The sequence below is a fragment of the Mucilaginibacter inviolabilis genome, assembly GCF_011089895.1.
GTDB lineage: Bacteria > Bacteroidota > Bacteroidia > Sphingobacteriales > Sphingobacteriaceae > Mucilaginibacter > Mucilaginibacter inviolabilis.
Genome location: NZ_JAANAT010000002.1, coordinates 185,691 through 209,506, shown reverse-complemented (window position 1 = coordinate 209,506; position 23,816 = coordinate 185,691). Strand labels below are relative to the sequence as shown.

Here is a 23,816-nt window from a genome sequence, read left to right as displayed (position 1 = left end):
CAAGGAAGATGGCAGATAATATCGCAGCCATCCGCATCGCGCTGGACTTTACCGGCCGGCAGCTCACCGAAACAGAATTGCAAACCCTGAAAAAATATGCCGGCTTTGGCGGCCTGAAAGCCGTGCTTTTTCCAGCCGGGGAAATTACGGAATGGGAAAAGTTCGGCGCCTCCAATGCTGACCTTAAACTTTACCCCCAGGTCATGGAACTGCATGAACTGCTGCAGGAAAAATTGACCGCAAAAGAATATAAGGCAGCTATTGATGCCCTTAAAAGTAGTTCGCAAACCGCCTATTATACACCAGCTTATATCCCCGGCGCGATCTATGCCGCCATGCTTGAAGCGAATATATTACCAAAACGCTTATATGAGCCCAGCGCCGGGGCCGGTGTATTTATCGACGAGGCGGTACTGGCATTTGAAAGCCTCGAACAGGTCACCGCGGTGGAAAAAGATATCCTGACCGGCAAAATCTTGACCGCCATTTGTTCGGTACACAACGTGCCGGTGGACGTGCAGATCAAAAAACTCGAAGAAACCGCAGCCACCGAAAAGGCGCAAGCCGATCTGATCATCAGCAATATTCCGTTTGGCAAAATCGCGGTACACGATCCGGCTTATAACAAAAGCGGTATCTCAGCCAAAGTACATACTTATTTTTTTGCAAAAGGGCTGGATAAGATCAAAGACGGCGGCATACTGGCCTATATCGTTACCGATGCTTTCCTGAATAATCCTTCCAATGAGCTGGCCAGGAAATACCTGTTTACCTCGGCTGACCTGTTAACGGTTGCGGTACTGCCCGCCAACCTGATGAAGGAAAACGCGAATGTAGAGGTGGGTATGCACCTGATCCTGGTACAGAAGAACGATCATAAGGAAACGCTAAGCGAAGCCGAAAGCCACCTGATCAATACCGTAGAGGTTGAGAATTCTTTTGGTAAATATTACCTGAATGCCTGGTTAGCGGATAAGAACGAACTGATCTATGCCGACGAGATCATTGAAGGCACCAACGCCAGGGGCAAAGCCTCCCGGGTAGCCTGGCAAAATGGGGAAATGGAGAACATTGTCCCCTTACTCAAAGAACAGCTGCTTGCCGGGTTCGCCAATCTCGATCACGCCAAATGGCAGGCGATCTCCTTTGATAAAAAAGAAGGGCACCTGAAACAATTCACATTTTTACCGGTACCCGAACAGGAAAAGAAAGCTGACAACACCGGATTACTTTTTGGCCAGTTAGGTTTGTTTGACGCCCCGGTGCAGGCTGACAAGGAAAACAAAGCGCTGGCTTACCTCGATGATCTGGACAGGCAATTTGTAGATGCGGGGACGGCGCGGGTGATCAGCATCGTTCGCACTACTGCGCGGCCGAACCACGACAGCATTATCCTGGTCACCGCGCGTGCCAAAGCGAATAACCGTTACAGTTATAAGCTGTATAGTAACCTTTCGGAGATTTCGTTCCCGGCAAAATGGCTATCCGGCCTCAGCCTGGGCCAGGAATTGGATGCCCTTTCTGTCAAACTCAAACTTTTCGGTCATGATTATCGCTACGAAGGGGATACAAGCTTAGAGCCGGCCTTTAAATTACTGCCGGATAAACCAAAGGCCTTTACGGACCTGAAACCTTTTTATATCAAGGATACCCTGGTGATCTTTGAAGGCAAGGCCGGCCTGATCGGCGAACCAAACAACTTTGAGGCAAAATTCAAACCGCTTGACCCGCAGCCGGAACTGCCGTTTTACGAGGATTATATTACTCTGCGTGATACCTACCTGGAACTTTCCGGGTATGAGAACGAACACGCGATACAGTTTCCCGAATTACGGCATTCGCTCAATGTTTATTATGACGCCTTTGTCGCCAAATACGGGGAACTGAACAAAAACATTAACCGGAACCGCATCTTTAATGATCCGGCTTTAGGTTTTAAAACGCTTTCCTCGCTTGAGATCAGGGAAGGGGACAAGTTTGTCCGGTCGGATATTTTTTACGGTCCGCTGTTTCAGCAAAAGGAAATGCTGAAAACCGACGACCCTGCCGAAGCGCTGGCGCGCAGCCTGAACGATAGCGGCCGGGTGGATCTGCCGGTCATCGGGCAAATCACCGGCCTGACCGATGACGAGATCATTTTACAACTGGAGAAACAGATCTTATTAAACCCAAAAACACAGGCCTGGGAAACCACCGACAATTACCTGTCCGGCGATGTGGTGCAAAAGTTAAAGATCGCCGAAAAGCTGGCCGCAGACGATCCGCAAAATCTCCAGTTCGCCAGGAGCCTTGCCGCGATCCGCCGGGTTCAGCCGGAAAGAATACCCTTTGAAAGACTGGACTTTAACCTGGGGGAGCGCTGGGTACCTATTGAATATTACGAGCGCTTTGCAAGCGATCTTTTTAAGCTCGATACCAAAATACAGTACCTGGTTTCATTAGACGATTATAAGGTTAGCTACGGAAAAAAGGGTAATACCATCACGAACGAAGAATTTTCGGTAACCCCAAAGGAAAGTAACAAGGTCACCGGCCGGACCTTACTCGAATATGCCTTGCTGAATACCAATCCGCATTTCACCTACCCGGTGGAGCAGTTCGGCAAAGTAGTCCGCGTGCCGGATACCGAAGCGATACAAAATGCGCACCGGAAGATCGATACCATGCGGGCGCGCTACCTGCTTTGGTTAATGGAGCTGCCTAACGAGGACAAGCAGTATTTAGAAAAATTATACAACGATACCTATAACTGCTATTCGCTCCGCGAATACGACGGCAGCCACCTGACCTTTCCGGGGCTCGATTTCAAAGCGCTGAAGATCGAAGACCTTTATTCCTCGCAGCGAAATGCGGCCTGGCGGCTGATGCAAAACAACGGCGGGCTGATCGACCATGAGGTCGGCCTTGGAAAGACCCTCACCATGATCGTTGCCGCCATGGAAATGAAACGCCTGGGCATTGTTCACAAGCCGATGATCATTGCCTTAAAAGCTAATGTGCAGCAGATCACCGATACTTTCCGGCTGGCCTATCCGAAAGCAAAGTTGCTGGCGCCCGGTGAAAATGATTTTGAACCGGCTAAGCGCAAACGGATCTTTCACGAGATCAAAAACAACAATTGGGACTGCATCATTTTAACGCATGACCAGTTTGGCAAAATACCGCAGGCGCCGGAAATACAGCGGCAGATACTCGAAATTGAGCTGGATAACACCGAACTGGATCTGCGCACGGTGCAGGATGCGGGCGAGGAAGTGTCCCGCGAGATGTTAAAAGGCCTGGAGATCAGGAAGGAAAATCTGGAAGCCAAGCTCAAAGGCGTGATCGAGTCCATCGAACAGCGGAAGGATACCGGCATTAATTTCCGGGAGATGAACGTCGATCATTTGTTCATCGATGAATCGCATAAATTCAAAAACCTCACTTTTACGACCCGGCACACGAAGGTTGCCGGCTTAGGCAATATCGCGGGCAGCCAAAAGGCGCTGAATATGCTTTTTGCCATCCGCACCTTACAGGACCGTTACGATACCGATCTCTGCGCCACTTTTTTGTCCGGTACGCCTATCTCCAACAGCCTGACCGAGATGTACCTGATCTTTAAGTATCTCCGCCCAAGGGAACTCGAAAGGCAGCGCATCTCCAATTTTGATGCCTGGGCGGCGGTCTATGCACGGAAGACGGTTGATTTTGAATTTACGGTCACCAATGAGATACGGGCGAAGGAGCGATTCCGGCATTTTATCAAGGTACCTGAACTGGCGCTGTTTTATAACCAGATCACCGATTACAAGACGGCCAAACATATCAACCTGGACAAGCCGGTAATTGAGGAAACCCTGGTCAATATCAAACCAACGCCTGATCAGCAGGAGTTTATTAAACGGCTGATGCAATTTGCCCGGACCGGCGACGCGACGGTCATTGGCAGGCGCCCGCTGTCCAGGGATGAAGACAAGGGCCGGATGCTGATCGCGACCAACTATGCCAAAAAAATGGCCGTCGATATGCGGCTGGTCGACCCTGAAAAATATGGGGACCATCCCGGGAACAAGGTCAATGTATGCGCCAGGAATGTCGCGGAGATCTACCATGAAAGCACGCCGCATAAAGGAACGCAGATCATATTCAGTGACATCGGCACCCCTAAACCCGGTGAATTCAATGTATACGACGCCCTGAAGGAAAAGCTGGTCAATGATTTTAATATCCCGGCTAACCAGATCACCTTTATTCATAATTGGGCAACCGACCGCCAGCGCAAGGAGCTGTTCCGGAAAATGAATGCCGGCGAGATCCGCATCCTGATCGGCAGCACCGAGAAAGCAGGGACGGGCCTCAATGTACAGGAACGGGTCGTTGCCATGCACCATCTGGACATACCATGGAAACCGTCGGAGCTGGAGCAGCGCGACGGTCGCGGCGCAAGGCAGGGTAACTGGCTGGCCAAAATGTTTTATGGCAATAAGGTCAGGAACTTTATCTATGCCGTGGAGCAATCACTGGACAACTATAAATTCAACCTGCTCAAAAACAAGCAGATCTTCATCAGCCAGATGAAAAATAACGAACTCTCTGTCCGAACCCTGGATGAGGGCGCGATCGATGAACAAAGCGGCATGAGCTTTTCCGAGTACATCGCCATTTTATCGGGTGATACCTCCTTACTGGAAAAAACCCGCCTCGAAAAAAAAGTGGCTGAATTAGAAGGTTACAAAGGCGCTCATTTCAAGGAGGTTTCCCAAAGCCGTTACCTGTTGGAAGACCTGGAAAAAAGAAGCCGGGAAACCAGGGCCACACTGGAACTGGTTCGCAAAGATGACGCAGCCTATAAAAATGTGCTAAAACATGACGAAGAAGGCGTCAAGCTGAATCCGTTAAAATTGAAAGATATGCTTTCGGCAGATGCCATCGCTATCGGAAACCACTTTATTGAGTTATACAAGAACTGGCAGCCTGCGGATTACAGCAAACCAGAGTTGCTCCTGGGGGAACTATACGGCTTTGACCTTTACATCCGGCGGAAGCTCCAAACAGTAGAGACAGTATTTAGCAGCAGGATCGAACATGTCACCTCCCTGTATGCCGAGAGCAGGACTACCGGGATCAAATACATGCAGAACGGCGGCGCGCCGAATATTGACAATGCCAAACTCGCGGCGCGTTATTTCCTGGACGCGATCAACCGGGTGGTGGGTATGGCCGACCGGTATGAAAAGGAATTAGCGGGTATCAATAAACAGATACCTGAAGTCCGTGAACTTACGCAGCGGCCATTTGACCAGGAATATGAACTGGCTTCCCTAAAGAAGGAAATGGAAGTGCTCGAAGCAGAGATCAGCCGGAAGATCGCCGAAAAAGAAAAGGAAACACAAGCGCAGCAGGAGATCAATATTCCGGGGGAAGAACAGCGCGAAGCCCTAGAAGAAGAGGCAGAGGTCGTACCGGCCTATGTTAAACGATGATAACGGATAAGCAAATGAAACAGGAAAATAATTACAAGGGGCCCTTCCCGGTCATTGAACTGGAAGGCACACCGTTCTTTGTGAATGGATACCTGATGGCACTGGTGGAAGTTGACAGGCCTGAAAATCAGATCGACCTGTTCGATATGATGTGCTTGGAAGATCATTATGAATTATGGTACGATACGGAAACAAAACAGGTCTATGACGGCCCGCTGACCGGGCAAATTCCCGAACAGGTCAAACTATTTTGGTTCTACCCGTTTGACGCGATGGACCCGCAGGGCAGAAATACAAAGCTCGACGAAATTAAACCGGGCTGGCGTAAAGATTTTCAGACAGATCTGCCGGTGATCCAAATTGCAGGGAAAGATTTCTTCGTGGATGAAAAGCGGAAAGCTTTTCGGGATACCGAAAATTGCTGGAACATGATCAGCTTCGCCGACGTGTTTAAACGAGGGGGTAAAACGGGTATCTATATCGACACGCGCGTAACCCAGGTGCCTTTTTTGCATGAATTTGACCCGTATCATGCGCCTGAAGAATTGCCTGAACATATCGTATTTGCCGGGGTGCCGGATGGTCAGCATCTGGCTTTTCTCCTGAACGAATGGAATAACCCTGAACCTAGCAGACATCAGGGCTGGCCCGATGAAAAGCGGCGAATAGGTCGTTAGACCATCCATTCATCACCTAAGTCATCCGCGTGCGCCGGTGACTTTTTCATTTTAATCCGCTTATTTATGGAAGAACCCCGAAGGGCTCCTTCCATACCATTAAAAATCAAATCATATTATGGAAGAAACCAGAGAGCAGCAAAAACTCCATGGGTTCCTGCAATGCGCAATTTATATATCCATAGGACTGGAAGCCGCTATTTTTATTTACCACGATGCCCCGTTCTGGGGCATTTTTTTTACTCCCCTGGATAAGATCAGTCACCTGGTCATTTATTCCAGTCTGGTTTATAGTAAGCTGACAACGTTTGGCCTCATCTGCCTGGTCAGCATCGGTACGCTGGCAAAAAAGAAAACAGACCTCGACCCTAAAAAGCATATCGTCTACCCGCTTGCGCTCGGTCTGTTTTTATTCTTTGGCTCCCTTGTTTTTCAGGGCAGGGCTTCCTCATTAGCATTTGCTTATACGGGCTGGTATGACCTGCTGTATTTGGTTTGCTCGTTTTCCGGGGCATTGCTGGTCAGCCTGTCTATGGACAATATTTCCAAGTTCATCCGCTCGGGCTTGGGCAAGGATAAATGGAACACCGAAGCGGAAAGCTTTATGCAGCCCATCCAAAGGGTAGATACGCCTTACTCCGTCAATATCCCGATGCTGTTCTACTATAAGGGCAAGGTCAGGAACGGCTGGATCAATATTTGTAATGTCTTTCGCGGTACCATGGTCATCGGCACCCCGGGCAGCGGTAAAAGCTTTTCCATTGTCAATCCTTTTATTCGCCAGCTCATCGCCAAAGAGTTTGCGGTCTGCCTGTACGATTTCAAGTTTCCCGATCTTGGCCATATCGCCTATTATCATTACCTGCTGGCCAAGCAGAACGGTAAGCTGAAAGGCTTTGCCTTTCATGTCATCAACTTGAACGATATCGAAAAAAGCCGGCGCATCAATCCCTGGCGGGCAGACTACATCCGTTCGCTGGCCGATGCAGCGGAAACTGCCGAGGCATTGGTCGAAGCGTTAAAAAAGGGTGACCGGTCAGGCGGCAGCGACCAGTTTTTTACACAGTCAGCGATCAATTTCCTGGCGTCCTGCGTGTATTTCATGAGCAAGTACAAAGGTGGCATCTATTCCAGCTTTCCGCATGTCCTGGCGCTGCTGAACCGTTCCTACGAAGAGATTTTTAATGCGCTGACCTCGGAACCCGAATTGCGTTCGCTCCTATCGCCCTTTATGACCGCTTACAACGCTAAAGCCTTTGATCAGCTGGAGGGCCAGATCGGCACACTCAAGATATTCATCAGCCGCCTGGCAACGAAGGAAACGTACTGGGTCTTTTCCGGCAATGACTTCGACCTGAAAATATCGGCGAAGGAAAATCCCGGAATGCTGGTATTAGCCAATGACCCGAATACCCAGAACATCAATTCAGCCTGCTATTCGATCATTATCAACCGCCTGACCAAGCTGATCAATACCAAAGGTAACCTGCCATCAGCGCTGATCGTGGATGAGATACCCACCTTGTTCGTCCACCGGGTCGAGAATCTGATCGCAACTGCCAGGTCGAATAAGGTCGCCGTCTTGATGGGCCTGCAGGAATTGCCCCAGTTTAACCAGCAATATGGGAAAGATACGGCTGCCACGATCACCGCGGTAGTGGGCACCGTACTGTCCGGCTCGGTCCGGAATAAGGAAACCCTGGAGTGGCTGGAGCGCCTGTTTGGTAAATCCAAACAGATCGGTGAAGGGCTATCCATCGACCGGAACAAAACCTCTACCTCACTCAATGAAAAGCTGGAAGTACTCATCCCGGCGGGAAAGATCGCATCGCTCAATTCGGGTGAAATGGTCGGGGTGATCGCCGCCGATGCCCAGGAAAAATACACCGGGGCTTTTGAAACCTCAGCCGTTAACTGCCGGATCAATCTCGATATGGAGGCCATCCGCAAGGAAGAAAAAGGCTACAAGGGCTTACCGTCTTTCTATGACTTTGGCGGCAAAATGGATGAAAAGCTCCGGCAGAACTTTAACCAGATCAGCCAGGAGATACAGGAAATGGTATTGGCTTTCAAGCCGCCGGCGCCCGTTACACCCATTAAAGCGACCATGAAGAAATGAAAGAAGACCCGAATGAAATACAATTACCCCATTATTTGTTGGTACACCCTGATCTTAAAAATGACCCGGTAAATAAACAGGGGGAGATCGGATTTATAACCGCAGCGATCCTGAACACGGACGAATTTTATGTGGGTTTTGACGACTATGAAGTTGGCTTCTACAGTGCTGACGCCCTGCTAACCTTCAAAGAGCCCGGCGATATCTATGACTTTATGCACCAAAATGCGCTGACACTATCCGTAGATGATTTTAAAGACCTGAAAAATATTGCCCTCTTATTAGATCATGGAACGGAAAAACATATCCGTACCGCCATGGAACTGGTTAAAAAGAACGGCAGCATTCACGATGCAGTAACAATTGGATTAGACCAGTTTCTTGGAATAGATCAAACCAGGGGCCTGAAAAGATAGGCTCCTGCAGGCCAACCCGCCGCCTGCAAAATCTAACAACCATTTAAAGCAATTCGCATGAAAAAGGAAGAAACTATGGGCTTGATGGTCATGATCAGCCCGGTCCTTTGGACTTCTGACCACGCCGGAAAGATCGGCATTATTGAGTTTACAGACTTTGAAGCAGACCAGATATGGGTAAGATTTGAGGACGAGGAAGTAGATTCCTTCAGCGCTAAAACATTGTTTGTCCTTAGAGCTACTGAAGAATTAAAGGAATTGGCGGAAAAATACAAAGCCGTCCAATGGCCACCCGTAGCCCAAAATCTGCAAACCCTTGCTTTGCTGCAAGCATCGGGATCGACCGAACAGCTGAAAAAAGCCTATATACTCCTACAGGACGACCCGGAACTCCACCGTGAGGCAACGATCCGCCTGAATGAAGCCATTGGCCTGGCCCCCGCCCGAAAAACAGGCAGGTAACATCTTAAACATTAAATATTATGGAAAATCAAACTTTAGCCGGAACACTCGTTTTAGTGCAGCCGGATTTAGCAAACAATCCCGAAGAAAAAAAGGGACACATCGGCATTCTGACCTACGCCAGGTCTGAAACAGAGAACTATGTAAGGTTCCCCGAGGGAGGGGAAGCCTTTTATCCTGCCGGTCAGGTCATGATGCTTAAAGATAAACAGGCGGTTTTCAATGACCTGACCAATAATGGCTCCAACATGCCGCTGGAGGATTTTAAGGCCATGTACAAGATCATGCTATTGCAGGACAGGGGTACCTCACAAGCTTTATACTCAGCATTGGCCATAGCGAACGATCATCCCGGTTTACAGGAAAAAGTATTGGAATCAATTAGCCAAACACCAAAACAGGAATTGGCCAAATCGTACAGCCGATGAAGCTATTGATCAGCTTCTGCCTGGTCTGCCTGCCCCTCAAACACCTAAAAATAAATTCAGCATACGGTTACCGTATCCACCCGCTTACCGGCAAATATGCCATGCACGCGGGCGTCGATCTCAAAGCCCGCCACGACACGGTTTATGCTATCCTTAATGGTTTTGTAAGATCCACCGGCTATGAAAATGGCCTTGGCATAAACATCCGGCTGGTTCATGGAGCGGTTGAATCCATATACGGCCACCTCAGCCAAATTTTTGTAATACCCACCGATAGCGTAACCGCTGGTGAGCCTATCGGCATTACCGGCGCTACCGGACATGTGACCGGCGAGCATCTGCACTTCAGCATTTGCTACAGGCATCAATATATCAATCCAATTAAATTTTTATATGAACTGCTAATTAAACAAGAAAATGAGCAAAAACTTCAAACCACTTCCGGTACAGCTTTCAGACAAGCTGATCGGTGAAATCAAAGAGGGTAATTCCCTTTTTCAAAAACCGGTTAAAGAAAACGGCATGCCTGCCTTTGTTAAACCGATTAATCCCACCACCGGGAAAGGCTACAGCGCGATGAATGCGCTGATCCTCGGGATGCAGCGCCATGACGATCCAAGATGGATGTCGGCAGACGCCGCCCGTTATGCCGGTAACTGGGTCAAAAAAGATGAAAAGGGAACGATGATCGAGTTTCCCAAGACCAGTGACATTCAGGCCATCCGTACGGCTGACGGCCAGCGTATCAAGGATGAGGCGGGCGTGACCCAGACCAAAACCGTCGAGTTTGAAAAGCCGCAACAGGGCCAGGCCTTTCTCTTTAACGGCAGTCAGCTCAAGGACATACAACCCCTGGAAGAATTTCTGGCCAAACAGAACGAGGGCCAAACACTATCACCTGTGGAACGCGCCGCCAAGCTGATCGAAGACAGCAAAGCCGTGATCATCCACGGCGGGCAGGAAGCCTATTACGACAAACAGCGCGATGCCATTTTCCTGCCCGAGCCGGAACAGTTTGAAAATGAGACGAAGTATTACCAGGCGGCCATTCACCAGCTGGCGCACTGGACCGGCCATGAGGACCGCCTGAACCGCCCGATGGAGGGAAAATTCGCCTCGCTGGACTACGCCCGCGAAGAAATGCGCGCTGCCGTTGCCGCCATCCTGATCGGCGGCGAATTAAAGATCGGCCATAATTTCGGTCAGCAGGCCGCTTATATGAGCAGTTTCGCGAAGATCCTGAAAGATGAACCTTTTGAGATCGCCAAAGCTTCACGTGACGCCCAAAAAATTGCGAACCTGCTGCTGGGGGTTAACCAGAAACGCGAACAAAAGCAGGGTGCCGAGGCTGTGGGTTTTAAAAAGGGCGACGAGATCGCCTATATGGATACTACCTACAAGGTGCTGGAGACCTACAAGACCAAAAGCATTAAGGTGGAAGATGCAGACGGCGCGCGCAAAGTATTGAAACCGGAATATGGCCTTTATAAATCCCTGCTGGAGGCCAAAACTAACCCGCGCGACCGCGAAGCCGACCTGGTACTGGAAGAAGAGCAGGGCCAGTCCGAGGAACAGGGTCAGCAACACAGAATAGGACGTTAAAAATGAACCTGGTTAACTTTCAAGAAGATGAGCTCCCGATCAAGGATCTGGAAACCATCGGGCTGGCCGCAGGCGGCCAGCTCCTGTTAAATGTCGATGACCTGAAAGCTTTGCTTTCAGGTCGCCGGACAGGGTTAATGGAACTGCATGACCTTGAAGCCGAAAACATTAGGATCAAATCCATCAACGCCAAGATCTCGCTCAAACCTAATGAGGCCGGGAAACTGGACCTGCTTATTCACCCGGTATACCGCAAAGCGGCGACGCCGGAGTTTCTCGACGAGACCGAAGCGCAGCAGTTGCGAAAAGGGGAAGTAGCGAGCTTACTCAAGATCACGGTGGATGACCGTGGCAATAAAAAAGAAATGCTGGTGGAATACGATCCGGAAACCAGGGAGTATATCGTTTCGGATACCGACAAGATATTGGCGCCGGATATGGTCAACAATGAATTTCTGACGCCGGCCCAAAAGGAAAATTACCGCAAGGGCAGAGAAGTGCGGATTGCCGATGGCACCAAATTCAGCTACTCTGCAACAGATCACCACGGCATACGCTCCAATAAACTCAGGCTGGTTGCCTCGATCCTGATCGATGGCGGGCTATCCTATATGGTCTATAAAGGGCTGAACGCCTTGTTTAACCAAAAGCGCGATCAAAAAACTGCTGAAAAATTGAGCCCCGGTTATCACCAGGCGCTTAAAGACATCGAAAACCAGCATGGTTTTGTTCCGCACCAGTTTGAACGTACGCGGGCCGGGAGGTCACGCTGATGAACCCGCTGTTGACCCGGCTGGGGGTACCGCCCGAAGTGCAGGATTTTTTCCATTTAGGCGATGACCTTGTTTTCCGGTACGGTGATTCCGCAGAACATTTTGGCGAAGGGTTTCATAGGCTGCCGGCCACCGAAAATTTATGGCTGGCCGGACCAGAAACCGCCTCCCATGTCGTGGTCTCCTTTTCCGCGATGGAAGCGATAGCCCTCGTCACCCTGCACCGTCATCATTATCCCCGGCTACAGCAAACGGCCTTTGTTGCCATTGGCAGCAGGCTGCATGACGGGCAGGCATCCTGGATAAGGCAGCACTTTCCAAAACGAAAGTTTACCCTGGTCTTCGGAAAGGACCTGCTGGGTCATCTGACCGCTATCAAAATGGCAGCCGGCATCAGGAATGTGCCTGTCCGGATGTTTCATACGGGCCACCAGGTCGCCATATACAATGATGAGCGTGAGTTGATAACGAGCGATGAACGCCTTAGTTTACATGCCTTCCAGGAGGCATTTGGCTTGCGCCCCCGCTTTCGTACCGCGTGTGCCCGCCTGGCTTTAACTTTTTTAGACCAGCTGCAAACCAGCAGGACATAATAAATTTTACCGGGGGCGGTAACCTGTACGCGATTTTCGAATGGCCGGTCACATGAACTCACCGATCATATAATTTAAATCAATAACAAATGATGCAAAACGATGATATCTTATTAAAACCGGCCATGCTGTTCGCTTTTCTGAAAGCCCTGCCGATGATCCTGCTTGCCATCACTTTCCTTTTGCTGGCCTGGTGGCTGTCGCCTTATTTTATTTTATTCAGCCTGGCCGTATGTGCCGCCGCCTGGTACCGGCTCCTGTACATCCGCAGTTTTCAATACCTGGTAACTGCTGAGTATATCCGGATAACACGCGGCATCTTTTTTAAACGGGTAGACCAGGTAGAGATGTTTAGGGTAAAAGATTATATAATCACACAGTCTTTTATCCTGCAAATATGCAAGCTGATGTACCTTACCTTAAAAAGTACCGACCCGGAAAATCCCGTCATCCAGTTCCAGGGCATTCCTGAATCGACCATCACAGATACCATACGGGACAGGGTATTGTCGGCCCGGAAAACCAATAATATTTACGAATTAAATTAAAAAAAAACTTGGAAATTACTAAGTAAATTAGTAATTTTAATTAACAAAATCGCACCATGAAAGCCATTGTCCGCAACATCTTATTGGCCTGTTTAATTTCCATGTTTGCTTTTTTCGGTGCAGTTGGCCGAAAGCATAGTAAAGAAAAAATGACACCGGAACAGAGAGCAGAGGCGAGAAAGGAAACCTTAACTTGTTTGTCAGTTGCCTTTATAGCCTGTGGTTTATGCGCCTGGCGATGTAGCGTCCTCAGTCGCAGGTTGAATGAAGAGCGTGAATACCAGCGCAGGTTCAATGAATATATGCGCAATTCTGCGTTTAACAGGCATTATTAAATTAAATGCTTAATTTTGTAACATCTTAAAAGCGGGCGATCTGCCCGCAATTTGTGATAAGGTTTAGGTTGAAAGGTCCCGGCGGCGAGCGCTAAGGGACCTTTCTTTTTAAATACCTTTCAAGGCTGACATTTTTCTATCAGCCGGCATTCCTGCGGTTGCAGTGATCAGCCCCTTTCTTAAGAACCCTAAAATTTACCAAAATGAACTTGTTCCCATTTGCGATGGTGCCTTTCCGGCCATCCACTGCGTATCTATTGCTTCGCACAGCTCCCTGGTGGATACTCTACTATTTTTCAATTCCGCCGATTTTCCTGATCCATCCCATGCTGATCATCGCCAATTTGTTGATCCTGATGGTTTTCTTCTATCGCTTCTTTTTACTCTGTTCGGAGCTATATATAGTGAGCCCGGATATGCTGATGGTCAGCACCGGTTTAGCCAATAAAACGGTCAAATGGCTTGATCCCTTGCAGGTTAAAGAATTTAAAGTGCAGCAGACCAGGTTGATGCGGTACTTTAAAGTTTCCCATGTTACGGTGATCAGTGAGGACGATATCAACATGTCATTTACTTTAAAAGGGATAGATCTAAATACCTTGACCGAGGCCTTGCGACTGACGGTAGACCTGCTGAAAGTGAGGCAGGAGCATGTTAAACTGCTGACGAAACTGATCGAATTGGCGGATTCCATAAACGCACATCATGGAAAGTAAAGAAATAACAGTCGTCATGGGAGCAGCCCCTTTTATCATCGATACCGTTAAACGGGAACTGGTACAGTTTAACAAACGGGACAATATTATTCCCTTCGCTGACTTAAAAGAAGAAGAGGGGTATTATTCTGCTAAATTCGATAAGAGCCGCAATAAGATTTCTTCGGAATGGCCCGAATCCGGGAAACACGACGATCATATCCTCAACATGCGCATTCCCGCGCCGGTCCTCGACGCGCCTGGCTCCCTGACACCAGAATTTATACAGGACCTGAACAGCTTAAGTCAGCATAAAGAATGGGGATTCTATCTGGCCGATAACGATACCACACTCCGGCTGTCCGGCAAACTGCCGCATATTGACCTGGCTGGCACCGATTTTACGATCGACTGGCGATTAAGGGAATTGCGGGAAACTGAACTGCCCTGGAAAAATATCAGTCTAAGGGACATGGAAATGTCGGACAGCGGGGAAGAATACCTTTGCTTTTACCACACGGAAACCCATGAGCTATTTGAGGTGGATGAAAACCTGTTTGAATTGCCGGAAAATGTCGTAGTGCTCGAAATACCTTATGAAGTAAAACTCGATCCCGTCGCCGTGGCAAGACAGTATGGTATCGGAGAGACAGACCTGTTATTTGAGCACCCCTTTCAGATGAACCTCAGCGCGAAAGTAACCCACTTGTCCGAAACGAACTTATCCAGGTTTATTGAAGAGAATATTCAAAAGCGAGACAACGCAACGGATAATGCTGGCCGCACCCCCAAACGCGGAAGGTAGAAACTTGAATTTTAAACGCAGGCTGACCTGCGGGCGTAACCGCAACGGTAACCCTTACGCTTCCTTAATTGAAAATCTTATTGATCATGGACGTACAAATATTAACTGCCGATGACCTGGAAAAATTCCGGTTGCGGTTATTAGCAGATATAGAGAATTTATTGAACATCAAGCAACCTAAGAAATGGCTGAAGACACATGAAGTCGTTGAATTATTAGGTATTTCAGAAGTAACCTTACAAACCCTTCGTAACCGTAAAAAAATTCCCTTTACCAAATTAGGCGGGGTCTGTTTTTATAATGCAGAAGAAATAGATGAGTATTTATCTAAATCAAAATACACCACACTTTAATTTAAACTTTTATCGCTTCCTTTTTCTTTTTTTCCTGAAAACTCAGATGCTGGAAAAAATTAAAATCGCAGTCAAACAGGTATTGCGCCCGGCCTTCTTCCAGGTCTTTTAAAAACTGTTCCCGGTTCTCCAACTCAGGCGGCATAAGATCGCCGATATACAGTCGCATCAATTTAAACAGGGATATATGCTCTTCATGTTGCTTTAAGATCTCGATTTTCTTCGGCATTCGCGCACGGATGTGATATCTTTTGCCCGGATCGATCAAAGTGTAGTAGGCAGGGCGCTTTTTAATGTTCATATTCAAATAACGGAAACGGGCGAACAGTTCGCGGATCTGTACGGAATTGAGCGGCCCGGTAATTTTATTTAGCATGGTTTTGTAACAAGCCATGCAATACCTGCTGTCATTCAGCACAGCCAGGATCACAATTTTTCCCACCTTAACCATAACGATCTGACTGTTCAGGTTATCCAGATAGTCAAATTCTTCCTCTTCGGTTTCTACCAATGCTTCATAAACTACAATGGTCCCATAAACCTTGTCATTTATTTTGGCGCCGGAATAATGATGCCTGACGATACTATGCACATGATACATCTCATGCCAGCAATACGTTTCTGCAATGGTTCCCGACGTCTTTCTTTTATCCCTCTCTATTGGTAAATAAGTGTCTTTTAAATGCGTCTTGAAAAATAGCAAGGCGACCCAATGAAAGAGCTTTAGATACAATCTTTCATCTCTTTCCAACTCCGCGCAAACCTCATCATAACTTTTCTTTAATAAGGTACTCACCGGTATCTCCAGTGTTTTACCCAATTCCGTATTGCAGTCAGCACAACACGGGACCGTATATTTAGTATGTTTTATAGTAGTCTGATTGGGCAGGATCATAAAGGATGCCGGCGTGCCATAGCTCCGCAAGATCCAGTTGGGTATCACATGTTCATTGTTAAAGGTCTTTCTTTTCGGCGATATGCCGCAAATAAAACAATGGTGCCTTTTTACAATTTTATCGATAAAGTCCTCATAGCTGAAGTACACGATCCTGCGGTCTTTCGCGCTGATGATCGAGTTCGTTTTTTTATGCTGAAGAAATTCGGGCATTTAATAAAATATTACCAAAGATGGGAAAACCTTCCTGAAGTTTTCCATCAGGCAGCTTCCCGTTTCTTTTTTGCTCCCGGTTTGATCAGTGCGCCATTAATGGCTTCAGTAATGATGCTGTCTTCAATATCAGCCAAATAAATGCGTGTATCGGCCTGGGTTTCGTGGCCCATCGCCTCCTGTATAATTTTAATGTCCACATCCGCTTCATTCAGATGGCTCGCAAAACCATGCCTTAAAGCATTCGAGGTAAACTGTTTTTTCCAGCCAATGGCCTCCGCCATTGCCTTTGAATCTTCATTGAAATCCTTTAATGCAGAATCTATCCGGACATCAATTTTCTTCGCGGTGTCATGTTCCTTCATAATAAAAGGAAAGATATACCCGGCATCCGACTGGTCAGGATACTGCTCAAATATCTGGATCACCTTTATGGCCTCCGGATGCAATTCAAAATCATAGTTGCGTTTATTTTTCGACCGCTTGTAAACAATACCGTTATTGACAAAATTCTCTTTCTTGAGTTTCATCATATCGTTAAAGTTCATACCCCTGGCGTAGTACATGAAGCGCATGAGCAGGTGTGAACGGTAGATGCGGGTCTCTTTTGCCGGTTTCAGGTTGAGGATCCTTTCCCAGTAATCGAGTTTGATCGAACGCTTTTTAGTCCTGATCCTTTTATAAGCTTTAAATTTAATGTACTTCTTAGGATGATGATCTTTATTACACAAACCGTCGGCAATCGCTAAATTCCAAACGCGGTAATAGGTTCGTAAATAATGGCTCCGGGTTGATTCAGTGCAGCCTGAAATCTGTTTTTCATAGGCCTCATGATCCGATTTGGTAAACGCTAAAAACATCTTATCCTTATCCTTTAACAATTTCTTAACCGTTAATTTGTTATTATAAAAAACGTTAGCATAACCCGGATTATCAACCGACTCGTAATAATCAATGATAGACTGGATATAAGCCAATATCTTATTCGGTTTTTCAGGGGCTGCTGCCAGCTGAATGCGATTGGTAAGATTTGCCTTAATTTCTACATGTGTGATCGGGCGGTTTGCCTTCTCGGCAGTTTTTATTTCGTAATCAATATCATCAGCGATCTTTTTGATCCTGGCAGACAGTTCAAGGAATTTAGGATGTGAGGTTTTTGGCCTGCTATTATCTTCATCCCAGTTTTCAACTGAGCAGCTAAAGCCCGTGGTCATATATTTAGGTACGCGGTTTTGCATCATCCTTATCCGTACCTCATGCTCTCCGATAACATAATTTTTATCGGTTTCAATTATCTCTCTGTAAGTCCAAAGGACTGGTTTTACAACAATCTCCATACGATCGGTTTTAATGTTTTTTTGTATGCGTGTATGTATGCAAGTGCTCTATCATTTACCTGTCGTGATAAAGCTGTGATAAAACAAATGTAATAAAAAAGCTAATTAAAACCGAAAAATATTGTCATAAAAATGTCGTTAAATAATTGATAATTAGATATTTGAATTATTTTTGTAATTGGTTGAATTTTTCAAAATCCCGTATGGCATGCAAGAGGTCATCGGTTCGACTCCGATATTCTCCACTGATTATCAAGCACTTACGGAACTGTAAGTGCTTTTTTTGTGATTTATCGCATCATATTAAACCTTATTTGGCTTAAATGAAGTGAGGGAATCATTTAATATACAAATATCAACAATCATTAAATAATTGATTATCAGTATTTTGATTATATCGAAATTGATAAGTTGTATGCAAGAGGTCGGCGAAAGATTTGTTAATAAGTTTTAACTTAATTCGGCTTTTTGTGAAAAGTAAAACAAGGGTAAAACATGCTTTGCTTTGTCTATTCATGCTTTGCTTTGTCTATTAAATGAAGATAATGCAGTTAAAACAAGTGTTTTGTTTGTAGTCTCTGATTTATAGATTTTTTTTTACTCCAGTTCACGTCAATCTTACGAATAAAGCATTCAGGACACCAATTCGGCCACCTAAAAATGTTTTTTACTTAAATGTTAAGTATAATTTAATTGTTGAAATTTAGCTATTTATGAATTTAAAGATGGGTTAAAGAGTATTTTTAAAACCTGAAGTCATGATTCTTTAATACGCTTGTACCGTAATTATTATATTTGACTAACTAAACGATCACAATAAATGGACGAATCTGCAAGTGAGCTAATATTTGAACAATCTACAGTAGTTGAGTATCCAGGAGTTTATACATTGGGCTGTTATGCAAAACGAGTAACCTTTCACTCTCAGCAGAATCGAGCTTTAAACTTAGTTTGTGCATTATTCGAAGAAGGAAAAATTAATGAAAAGTCGAAAATAGGAATTGTAGGCGGTGGACTTGCAGGTATGACAGCCGCAGCCGCAGCATCTTCAAAAGGTTGTAGCGTAACATTATTTGAAACAGAAGAACTCCTAATGCCCATTCAAAGAGGAAATACCACTAGATATATTCACCCCAATATATATGACTGGCCGAACGAAGGAAGTGGGACTTTCGAAACTGATCTTCCCTTTTTAAATTGGAAAGCAGATACAACCGTTAATGTTATCAAGCAAATAGAGGATGAATGGAAGTTAGTGGTTGGTTTGATTGATGTAAAAACTGATGTTGAAATCAATGCTATTAGAAAATCAACTAAAGGTGTCAAATTACTTTCAAATAAAGGGAATAAACACTTTTTTTTCGAATGTGTAATTCTTGCAGTGGGCTTTGGAGAAGAAATACCAATAGAAAATTTGGCTATGAGTTTATATTGGACTGACAATGGTCTTCACCAAAAATCAGGTAAAAATTCCCAGAAAGTTCGTGAATACTTAGTGAGTGGATGCGGAGATGGCGGTTTGATGGACACCTTAAGACTAACACTTAAAGATTTTAAGCAGAAAGAATTTACTGAGAAGCTTCTATCTGAAAATTTTCCGGATCTTAATAACGCCCTAATTGAAATTGAAAAAAACGCACCGCCTGATTTTGACGAAGCTTCTGATTACTTACTCGAAAAGTATAGCGAATTAGACATTCCTGAACAATTAGAAAATTACATAAAAGACAATCTCAAAAAAAACACGAAAGTAACGCTTAACGCAATGACTCCTTCTTATTTATCTACGCAATCCTCCATATTGAATAGGTTTGCTGTTAAATTAGTTATGGAATTTGGCGATGTAAGTTATATCCAGGGAAAAATAAACGTTACACGAAAAGAAAGCGGTGGCTACCGGGTGACTTTTAAGACAGAAAACAACCCCCCTCCAGGAGATTATGATGATGTGATTGTCAGGCACGGTCCCACGCCGGTTATTAAAGATTTGACTGGCAAAACAGAGGCCCCTTATAATGCCAATAAAAAGGATTCCACCGGTAAAAAGCTGTGGACAAATGATTTTTATGTGAGTAATACAAAGTTAAGTCAACCGTTGACCCCAAAGGCATTCGCAGAAAATAATAGACCAGAATTTGAAACAGTACTGGCCAAAAGCAGGAATTTCACTGGATGTATTGTTTCAGGGCCCGATAAAGAACCGTTTTATATGGTATTTTTAAATTCAAAATCAATACCCGAAATGTTCAAGGAATACCAAGAATTTATGAAAGTTCCGGTAAAATATCTTTTAGAACAAAAATTCGAGAATAATATGCAAGAATATGCTGATGCTACTAGGTCGAATATTAAAAAAAGGGCAACTTTAGGACCCGGGGTTGCCATTAGAAATATAACGTTGAGTGATGGAGGGCAAGGGACACTGGGGTGCTTTTTAACCCTACCCGACGGCCAAACCGTTATTTTATCTACCAGCCACGTTTTAGGAGAACCATCGAAAACAACAAACTACATTGCTGCATTGGGGATCGATGGACAAGATCAGATGAGAATTGGTAAACTTTATGATAGTGTACGCTTATCTGGTATCAAGGCAGGATCAGATTTTTCAGATGTGAATTTAATCGATGCTGCTATAGCGATACTTGACCCGGGCATTAGATTTTCTTCAAAAATCCCTTTCCGGCAAAAGCAGCTAACTATCGTTGGCTATTCGACACCTGAAATAAATTCCATGGTTTACAAATATGGTAGCGGTAGCGGCCTAACCAAAGGAAAAGTATTGGCGGTAAACGGTACTATGCAGGTAAGCTACAATACAAATCGTAAGCGCGCCTTTAGAGAAGTTATACTGATAGAAAGCGAGGATGGTCGACCATTCTCCCAACCGGGGGATTCAGGGGCATTGATTTTTAACGAAAAAGGAATTGCCTTTGGGATCATATTTGCCGCAAGCGGATCAATTAGTATCGCTTGTCCCATTCAACCCATCTTAACCCAATTTAATTGTAAGCTTTACGATACCCTCGAATAAGCGAAATGTTTAATTAATAATCGTTAATTATTATGATTTGATGTTGATTCTTAATGGCTTCAAACATATCTCTTTACCTAATTTGTGAAAAAGAGAACACCGTTAACAAATCCCTTCAGTATCAAAAATGGAGATCCCGCACCTTATTCCAATAGTACTTTATCGGAAATAGATTCTGTCAAGATTTTAATGGGTCTGCTGAATTCGAATCATATAAAGTGTAAAATTGAAACATTGGATAAAATCCAAATGGCGACGAGTTTCTTGAATTTATGGCAAGTAACAATTCGCCTATCGGAAATTTTCCGATATTTATATAAATGGGAAAACTGCTCGACCAATTTGCGGGGTTGAAATTTAATAACGAAGCCGAAGTAAGTCAGGACTTTATATTGCCCTTGTTGCAGAATTACTTAGGGTATTCTTTAAATGAAATAAAACCGGAGGAACACTATCCAGCCAGGGATTTGCATTCCGGTGTCAATACAGAAAAGGGTGGCTCAAAAGGCCTGACTCACCGGCCGGATTTTGTTATTTGTCTGGATGGAAATATCGATGAACCAAGGTTTATTATAGACAGCAAAGCTCCCTCTGAAAATATCAATGATCATTTTGGGCAATTACGTTCTTACGCTAACAGCGTTGGCCGGAACTTTTTAATGATGACCAACGGTACAGAGATCAAAGTTTTTGATGTCAATGTTCTTTTGTTTTATTCTGATAGCATAGAAAGCCTGCAAAATAAGCTGGATCACCTCGTTGGTCTTTTAGGGAGGGATAACCAGGCCCTCAAATCCCATTTCGAAATTCTGAGTAACCTAAACTATGCGGGATCCATCGGAATTACTCAAGAGGATGAGTTTAACATGCAGGTAAATAAAAACATGTTGATTTTATCGGATTTTAGAATTTACCTGCAAAATATCCGAGATCAATTTACCAATTGGCACCTCCCAATTAATAACTTTCAGGCAATCAACAATCTGGAAATTCAAAAGATAAACCCGCACCATCATTTGACTTTTAAGCATTACCTGGCAGTAAAAGAACGGTATGACAGGGAAAATTCAATTAAGCTTACGCAAATACAAAGAGAATACAACCTCAATATCAAAGTATTTGTGGGGAACACAGGTGCGGGTAAAACTACGCTATTGAGATACCTGACTTATTTTAATGCACAAAACTGCTTAGATTTCAGAGATGTTAATATCCCGGTTTATATTCCTTTAAGGGAAATAGGCCACAATTATAACCTAGAGTTTCTAATAGAGCGCCAGCTGAATAATGGGGGCTATACCTGTAGTTCATTCCGGGATTTAGCTGGTAAGAACAAATTTGTTTTCCTTCTTGACGCATATGACGAAATTAGCGAAGGGCTAAGGCTAGAGACATTCCAGGCCATTGAAAATCTCAGTCAAAAGCATGAATGTTTTGTAACCACCAGGCCAAATATCGTCCCACAGTTTACCCCCTCTGAAATATTTGAGATACTGCCAATTTCGGAAGAACAGATCGAAGAAATTACCCGCGCATATATAGATAATGGTTACTATGACTTTCAAAGCAAGGTTGAAAGTAACAACTTAAAGGCGGAGGCAGGTAACACATTGCTCTTGCTTTTTCTAATTTCAATCTTTAAAGAAACAGGATCGCTGCCCAGTACCGCCACTAAAATTATTAATGATATCGTAACCCGGGTAAAGAAATGGCAAGAGGCCAAGGCAAAACAATTTGGTCATTTAAATTGGGCAACGCTTGCCGAGTTTTTATCTGCAATTGCTTATAGGATTGCTGAAGCAGGTGACGCTAACCTGAGCATCGACGATGCCGAAGAGGTTATTCTTGAAATTCAACTGGAAATGGAAGCCAAAAGGAAAATCCCTGCAAATCTTACGGTTGGAGACATTGTCAATCACCTTAAACAAACCGGCTTAATCATTTCAACGGATGACCAAATTTATTTTTGGCATCGTTTATTTCTGGATTATTTTGCTGCTTTTGGCTTAAAAAGAGATTTTCAAAAAGACCATAACGTTATTCACCGGCTTGTGAACCAGCAAAAATGGGAAATGATCCTGGTGGGGCTGTCTTCTCTGCTGGCTGATTCCTCTAATCTTATCAGTATGGTCAAAGGTGAGATTTGGCTCGCGGCCTACTGCCTTTCTGAAAATATGAATTGTTCCTCAGCCATCACAAAAGAAATCGTCGATGGCCTGATAAATCAACTGGGGTCTCCGGTACAATCTCTGCGGAAAAGGGCCATGAGCTATTTGGCGCGAATTGGTAACGAGCAAGCCAATGAATTTCTATATACCGTTTTTGACCAGGACTATCCTGCTGATGTTAAAATGATAGCCTTATCGAATATCGCGAAACACAAAACTCCAGCGGCAAAAAAGATCATTTATGACCATATAGATTGGAATGAAGGGGATTTTTTTAAAGGGACATCTTCGCAGGCTCATGTTCTTTATGGGCTTTCCTGTTTTGATGAACCGGAACATCTCCGAATAATTGAAAATTGGGAGAAGTATCATGATTACATGGCCAACATGACTTGTGAAAGGATATTTTTAGAGCTTCATGCGAAAAACCAGTTATCAAAAACTGTTATCGGGAAACTAAAGGAATTTTTTATGCGAAATTTTCAGTTGCACAAACAAGGTGGTGAGAAAGTCAACGCACTTGGAAAAATACTCTCCAAATTCCAGGACGAGAATTTTGCGCTTCAGGTTCTGGAACTTGCTTATATACACGCTGATATTAGTAAACAAGATAGTGTTTACATGCTTTTAAAGAGCATTAATTCCATAAAAGTCATCAACTCCGTAAAGGAGAAAATATTTAAACAGCCAGAGCCATATTAGATAGCTGAAAATTTCGCTAAAGCGATCTGCCATAGTGTATGTGATATACCCAAGGAAATATTTATTGAACTTATTGAGCACCCCAACAAAAATATTGGCTCTATAGCCCTGCAGACATTAACAAGGTTCAGCTTCAATGATGTAAAAGAGGTAGTTTCAAAACATCTTGATGGTAAAAATGGTCAACTCCAAAGTG

The 23,816-nt window shown here is 44.9% G+C and carries 19 protein-coding genes and 1 tRNA gene; 18 read left to right on the top strand and 2 right to left on the bottom strand.

Annotated elements, in window-relative coordinates:
- Positions 1-8 precede the first annotated feature (8 nt).
- The 15 genes from G7092_RS16925 to G7092_RS16855 all read left to right on the top strand — a co-directional run bounded on the left by G7092_RS16925 (position 9) and on the right by G7092_RS16855 (position 15,271).
- On the top strand, positions 9-5,465 hold the full coding sequence (locus tag G7092_RS16925; protein WP_223266108.1) for a helicase-like domain-containing protein: 5,457 nt from the start codon (positions 9-11) through the stop codon (positions 5,463-5,465).
- 14 nt (positions 5,466-5,479) lie between these two features.
- On the top strand, positions 5,480-6,142 hold the full coding sequence (locus G7092_RS16920; RefSeq protein WP_129568348.1) for a hypothetical protein: 663 nt from the start codon (positions 5,480-5,482) through the stop codon (positions 6,140-6,142).
- Positions 6,143-6,260: 118 nt separating this feature from the next.
- A complete protein-coding gene (locus G7092_RS16915) occupies positions 6,261-8,261 on the top strand; it encodes a type IV secretion system DNA-binding domain-containing protein (protein WP_129568349.1) in 2,001 nt (666 codons plus the stop codon).
- The gene (locus G7092_RS16910; protein ID WP_129568350.1) at positions 8,258-8,677 is read left to right on the top strand and encodes a hypothetical protein; all 420 of its coding nucleotides are present in this window, start codon (positions 8,258-8,260) and stop codon (positions 8,675-8,677) included. Before G7092_RS16915 ends, G7092_RS16910 begins: the two co-directional genes overlap by 4 nt.
- A gap of 57 nt (positions 8,678-8,734) precedes the next feature.
- A complete protein-coding gene (locus tag G7092_RS16905; protein WP_129568351.1) occupies positions 8,735-9,139 on the top strand; it encodes a hypothetical protein in 405 nt (134 codons plus the stop codon).
- Positions 9,140-9,159: 20 nt separating this feature from the next.
- Positions 9,160-9,567, top strand: a complete 408-nt coding sequence (locus G7092_RS16900) for a hypothetical protein (protein ID WP_129568352.1) — start codon at positions 9,160-9,162, stop codon at positions 9,565-9,567.
- Positions 9,564-10,040 carry a M23 family metallopeptidase gene (locus G7092_RS30985; RefSeq protein WP_129568353.1) on the top strand — a complete coding sequence of 159 codons (477 nt, stop codon included), beginning with the start codon at positions 9,564-9,566 and terminating at the stop codon, positions 10,038-10,040. The genes G7092_RS16900 and G7092_RS30985 overlap by 4 nt, the downstream gene beginning before the upstream one ends.
- Positions 9,985-11,169, top strand: a complete 1,185-nt coding sequence (locus G7092_RS16890; protein WP_129568354.1) for a zincin-like metallopeptidase domain-containing protein — start codon at positions 9,985-9,987, stop codon at positions 11,167-11,169. Before G7092_RS30985 ends, G7092_RS16890 begins: the two co-directional genes overlap by 56 nt.
- Positions 11,170-11,171: 2 nt before the next feature.
- A complete protein-coding gene (locus G7092_RS16885) occupies positions 11,172-11,942 on the top strand; it encodes a DUF4099 domain-containing protein (protein ID WP_129568355.1) in 771 nt (256 codons plus the stop codon).
- Complete coding sequence (locus tag G7092_RS16880; RefSeq protein WP_166091194.1) at positions 11,942-12,535, top strand: hypothetical protein; 594 nt, start codon at positions 11,942-11,944, stop codon at positions 12,533-12,535. Before G7092_RS16885 ends, G7092_RS16880 begins: the two co-directional genes overlap by 1 nt.
- 89 nt (positions 12,536-12,624) lie before the next feature.
- Positions 12,625-13,083 carry a PH domain-containing protein gene (locus tag G7092_RS16875; protein WP_129568357.1) on the top strand — a complete coding sequence of 153 codons (459 nt, stop codon included), beginning with the start codon at positions 12,625-12,627 and terminating at the stop codon, positions 13,081-13,083.
- Positions 13,084-13,139: 56 nt separating this feature from the next.
- Complete coding sequence (locus G7092_RS16870) at positions 13,140-13,418, top strand: hypothetical protein (protein ID WP_129568358.1); 279 nt, start codon at positions 13,140-13,142, stop codon at positions 13,416-13,418.
- A 203-nt stretch (positions 13,419-13,621) separates the two neighbouring features.
- Positions 13,622-14,134 (top strand): hypothetical protein, encoded by a 513-nt coding sequence (locus G7092_RS16865; RefSeq protein WP_112659168.1) that lies wholly within the window; start codon positions 13,622-13,624, stop codon positions 14,132-14,134.
- Positions 14,124-14,918, top strand: coding sequence for a hypothetical protein (locus G7092_RS16860; protein WP_129568359.1), 795 nt, complete (start codon positions 14,124-14,126; stop codon positions 14,916-14,918). The genes G7092_RS16865 and G7092_RS16860 overlap by 11 nt, the downstream gene beginning before the upstream one ends.
- Before the next feature lie 86 nt (positions 14,919-15,004).
- Positions 15,005-15,271: a helix-turn-helix domain-containing protein gene (locus G7092_RS16855; RefSeq protein ID WP_129568360.1), complete on the top strand. Its 267-nt coding sequence runs from the start codon at positions 15,005-15,007 to the stop codon at positions 15,269-15,271.
- A gap of 1 nt (position 15,272) precedes the next feature.
- Here G7092_RS16855 and G7092_RS16850 read toward each other — a convergent pair whose 3' ends face one another.
- Together G7092_RS16850 and G7092_RS16845 are read right to left on the bottom strand one after the other, a co-directional pair.
- Positions 15,273-16,379: a hypothetical protein gene (locus tag G7092_RS16850; RefSeq protein ID WP_129568361.1), complete on the bottom strand. Its 1,107-nt coding sequence runs from the start codon at positions 16,377-16,379 to the stop codon at positions 15,273-15,275.
- Between the two features lie 47 nt (positions 16,380-16,426).
- On the bottom strand, positions 16,427-17,716 hold the full coding sequence (locus G7092_RS16845; protein ID WP_129568362.1) for a tyrosine-type recombinase/integrase: 1,290 nt from the start codon (positions 17,714-17,716) through the stop codon (positions 16,427-16,429).
- 163 nt (positions 17,717-17,879) lie between these two features.
- On the opposite strand from G7092_RS16845, the gene G7092_RS16840 reads away from it, so the two are divergent.
- The 3 genes from G7092_RS16840 (at position 17,880) to G7092_RS16830 (ending at position 23,620) form a co-directional block, all read left to right on the top strand.
- Positions 17,880-17,961 (top strand) — tRNA-OTHER (locus G7092_RS16840).
- Between the two features lie 575 nt (positions 17,962-18,536).
- Positions 18,537-20,750, top strand: coding sequence for an NAD(P)-binding protein (locus G7092_RS16835; protein ID WP_166091193.1), 2,214 nt, complete (start codon positions 18,537-18,539; stop codon positions 20,748-20,750).
- 320 nt (positions 20,751-21,070) lie between these two features.
- Entirely contained in the window at positions 21,071-23,620 is a 2,550-nt protein-coding gene (locus G7092_RS16830; protein ID WP_166091192.1) for an NACHT domain-containing protein, read from the top strand.
- Positions 23,621-23,816: the final 196 nt, after the last annotated feature.

Excerpts from the sequence above, each read along its gene's own strand:
- G7092_RS16925 (WP_223266108.1), top strand. The coding sequence starts at position 9 with ATGGCAGATAATATCGCAGCCATCCGCATCGCGCTGGACTTTACCGGC.
- G7092_RS16920 (WP_129568348.1), top strand. The coding sequence starts at position 5,480 with ATGAAACAGGAAAATAATTACAAGGGGCCCTTCCCGGTCATTGAACTG.
- G7092_RS16915 (WP_129568349.1), top strand. The coding sequence starts at position 6,261 with ATGGAAGAAACCAGAGAGCAGCAAAAACTCCATGGGTTCCTGCAATGC.
- G7092_RS16910 (WP_129568350.1), top strand. The coding sequence starts at position 8,258 with ATGAAAGAAGACCCGAATGAAATACAATTACCCCATTATTTGTTGGTA.
- G7092_RS16905 (WP_129568351.1), top strand. The coding sequence starts at position 8,735 with ATGAAAAAGGAAGAAACTATGGGCTTGATGGTCATGATCAGCCCGGTC.
- G7092_RS16900 (WP_129568352.1), top strand. The coding sequence starts at position 9,160 with ATGGAAAATCAAACTTTAGCCGGAACACTCGTTTTAGTGCAGCCGGAT.
- G7092_RS30985 (WP_129568353.1), top strand. The coding sequence starts at position 9,564 with ATGAAGCTATTGATCAGCTTCTGCCTGGTCTGCCTGCCCCTCAAACAC.
- G7092_RS16890 (WP_129568354.1), top strand. The coding sequence starts at position 9,985 with ATGAGCAAAAACTTCAAACCACTTCCGGTACAGCTTTCAGACAAGCTG.
- G7092_RS16885 (WP_129568355.1), top strand. The coding sequence starts at position 11,172 with ATGAACCTGGTTAACTTTCAAGAAGATGAGCTCCCGATCAAGGATCTG.
- G7092_RS16880 (WP_166091194.1), top strand. The coding sequence starts at position 11,942 with ATGAACCCGCTGTTGACCCGGCTGGGGGTACCGCCCGAAGTGCAGGAT.
- G7092_RS16875 (WP_129568357.1), top strand. The coding sequence starts at position 12,625 with ATGATGCAAAACGATGATATCTTATTAAAACCGGCCATGCTGTTCGCT.
- G7092_RS16870 (WP_129568358.1), top strand. The coding sequence starts at position 13,140 with ATGAAAGCCATTGTCCGCAACATCTTATTGGCCTGTTTAATTTCCATG.
- G7092_RS16865 (WP_112659168.1), top strand. The coding sequence starts at position 13,622 with ATGAACTTGTTCCCATTTGCGATGGTGCCTTTCCGGCCATCCACTGCG.
- G7092_RS16860 (WP_129568359.1), top strand. The coding sequence starts at position 14,124 with ATGGAAAGTAAAGAAATAACAGTCGTCATGGGAGCAGCCCCTTTTATC.
- G7092_RS16855 (WP_129568360.1), top strand. The coding sequence starts at position 15,005 with ATGGACGTACAAATATTAACTGCCGATGACCTGGAAAAATTCCGGTTG.
- G7092_RS16850 (WP_129568361.1), bottom strand. The coding sequence starts at position 16,379 with ATGCCCGAATTTCTTCAGCATAAAAAAACGAACTCGATCATCAGCGCG.
- G7092_RS16845 (WP_129568362.1), bottom strand. The coding sequence starts at position 17,716 with ATGGAGATTGTTGTAAAACCAGTCCTTTGGACTTACAGAGAGATAATT.
- G7092_RS16835 (WP_166091193.1), top strand. The coding sequence starts at position 18,537 with ATGGACGAATCTGCAAGTGAGCTAATATTTGAACAATCTACAGTAGTT.
- G7092_RS16830 (WP_166091192.1), top strand. The coding sequence starts at position 21,071 with ATGGGAAAACTGCTCGACCAATTTGCGGGGTTGAAATTTAATAACGAA.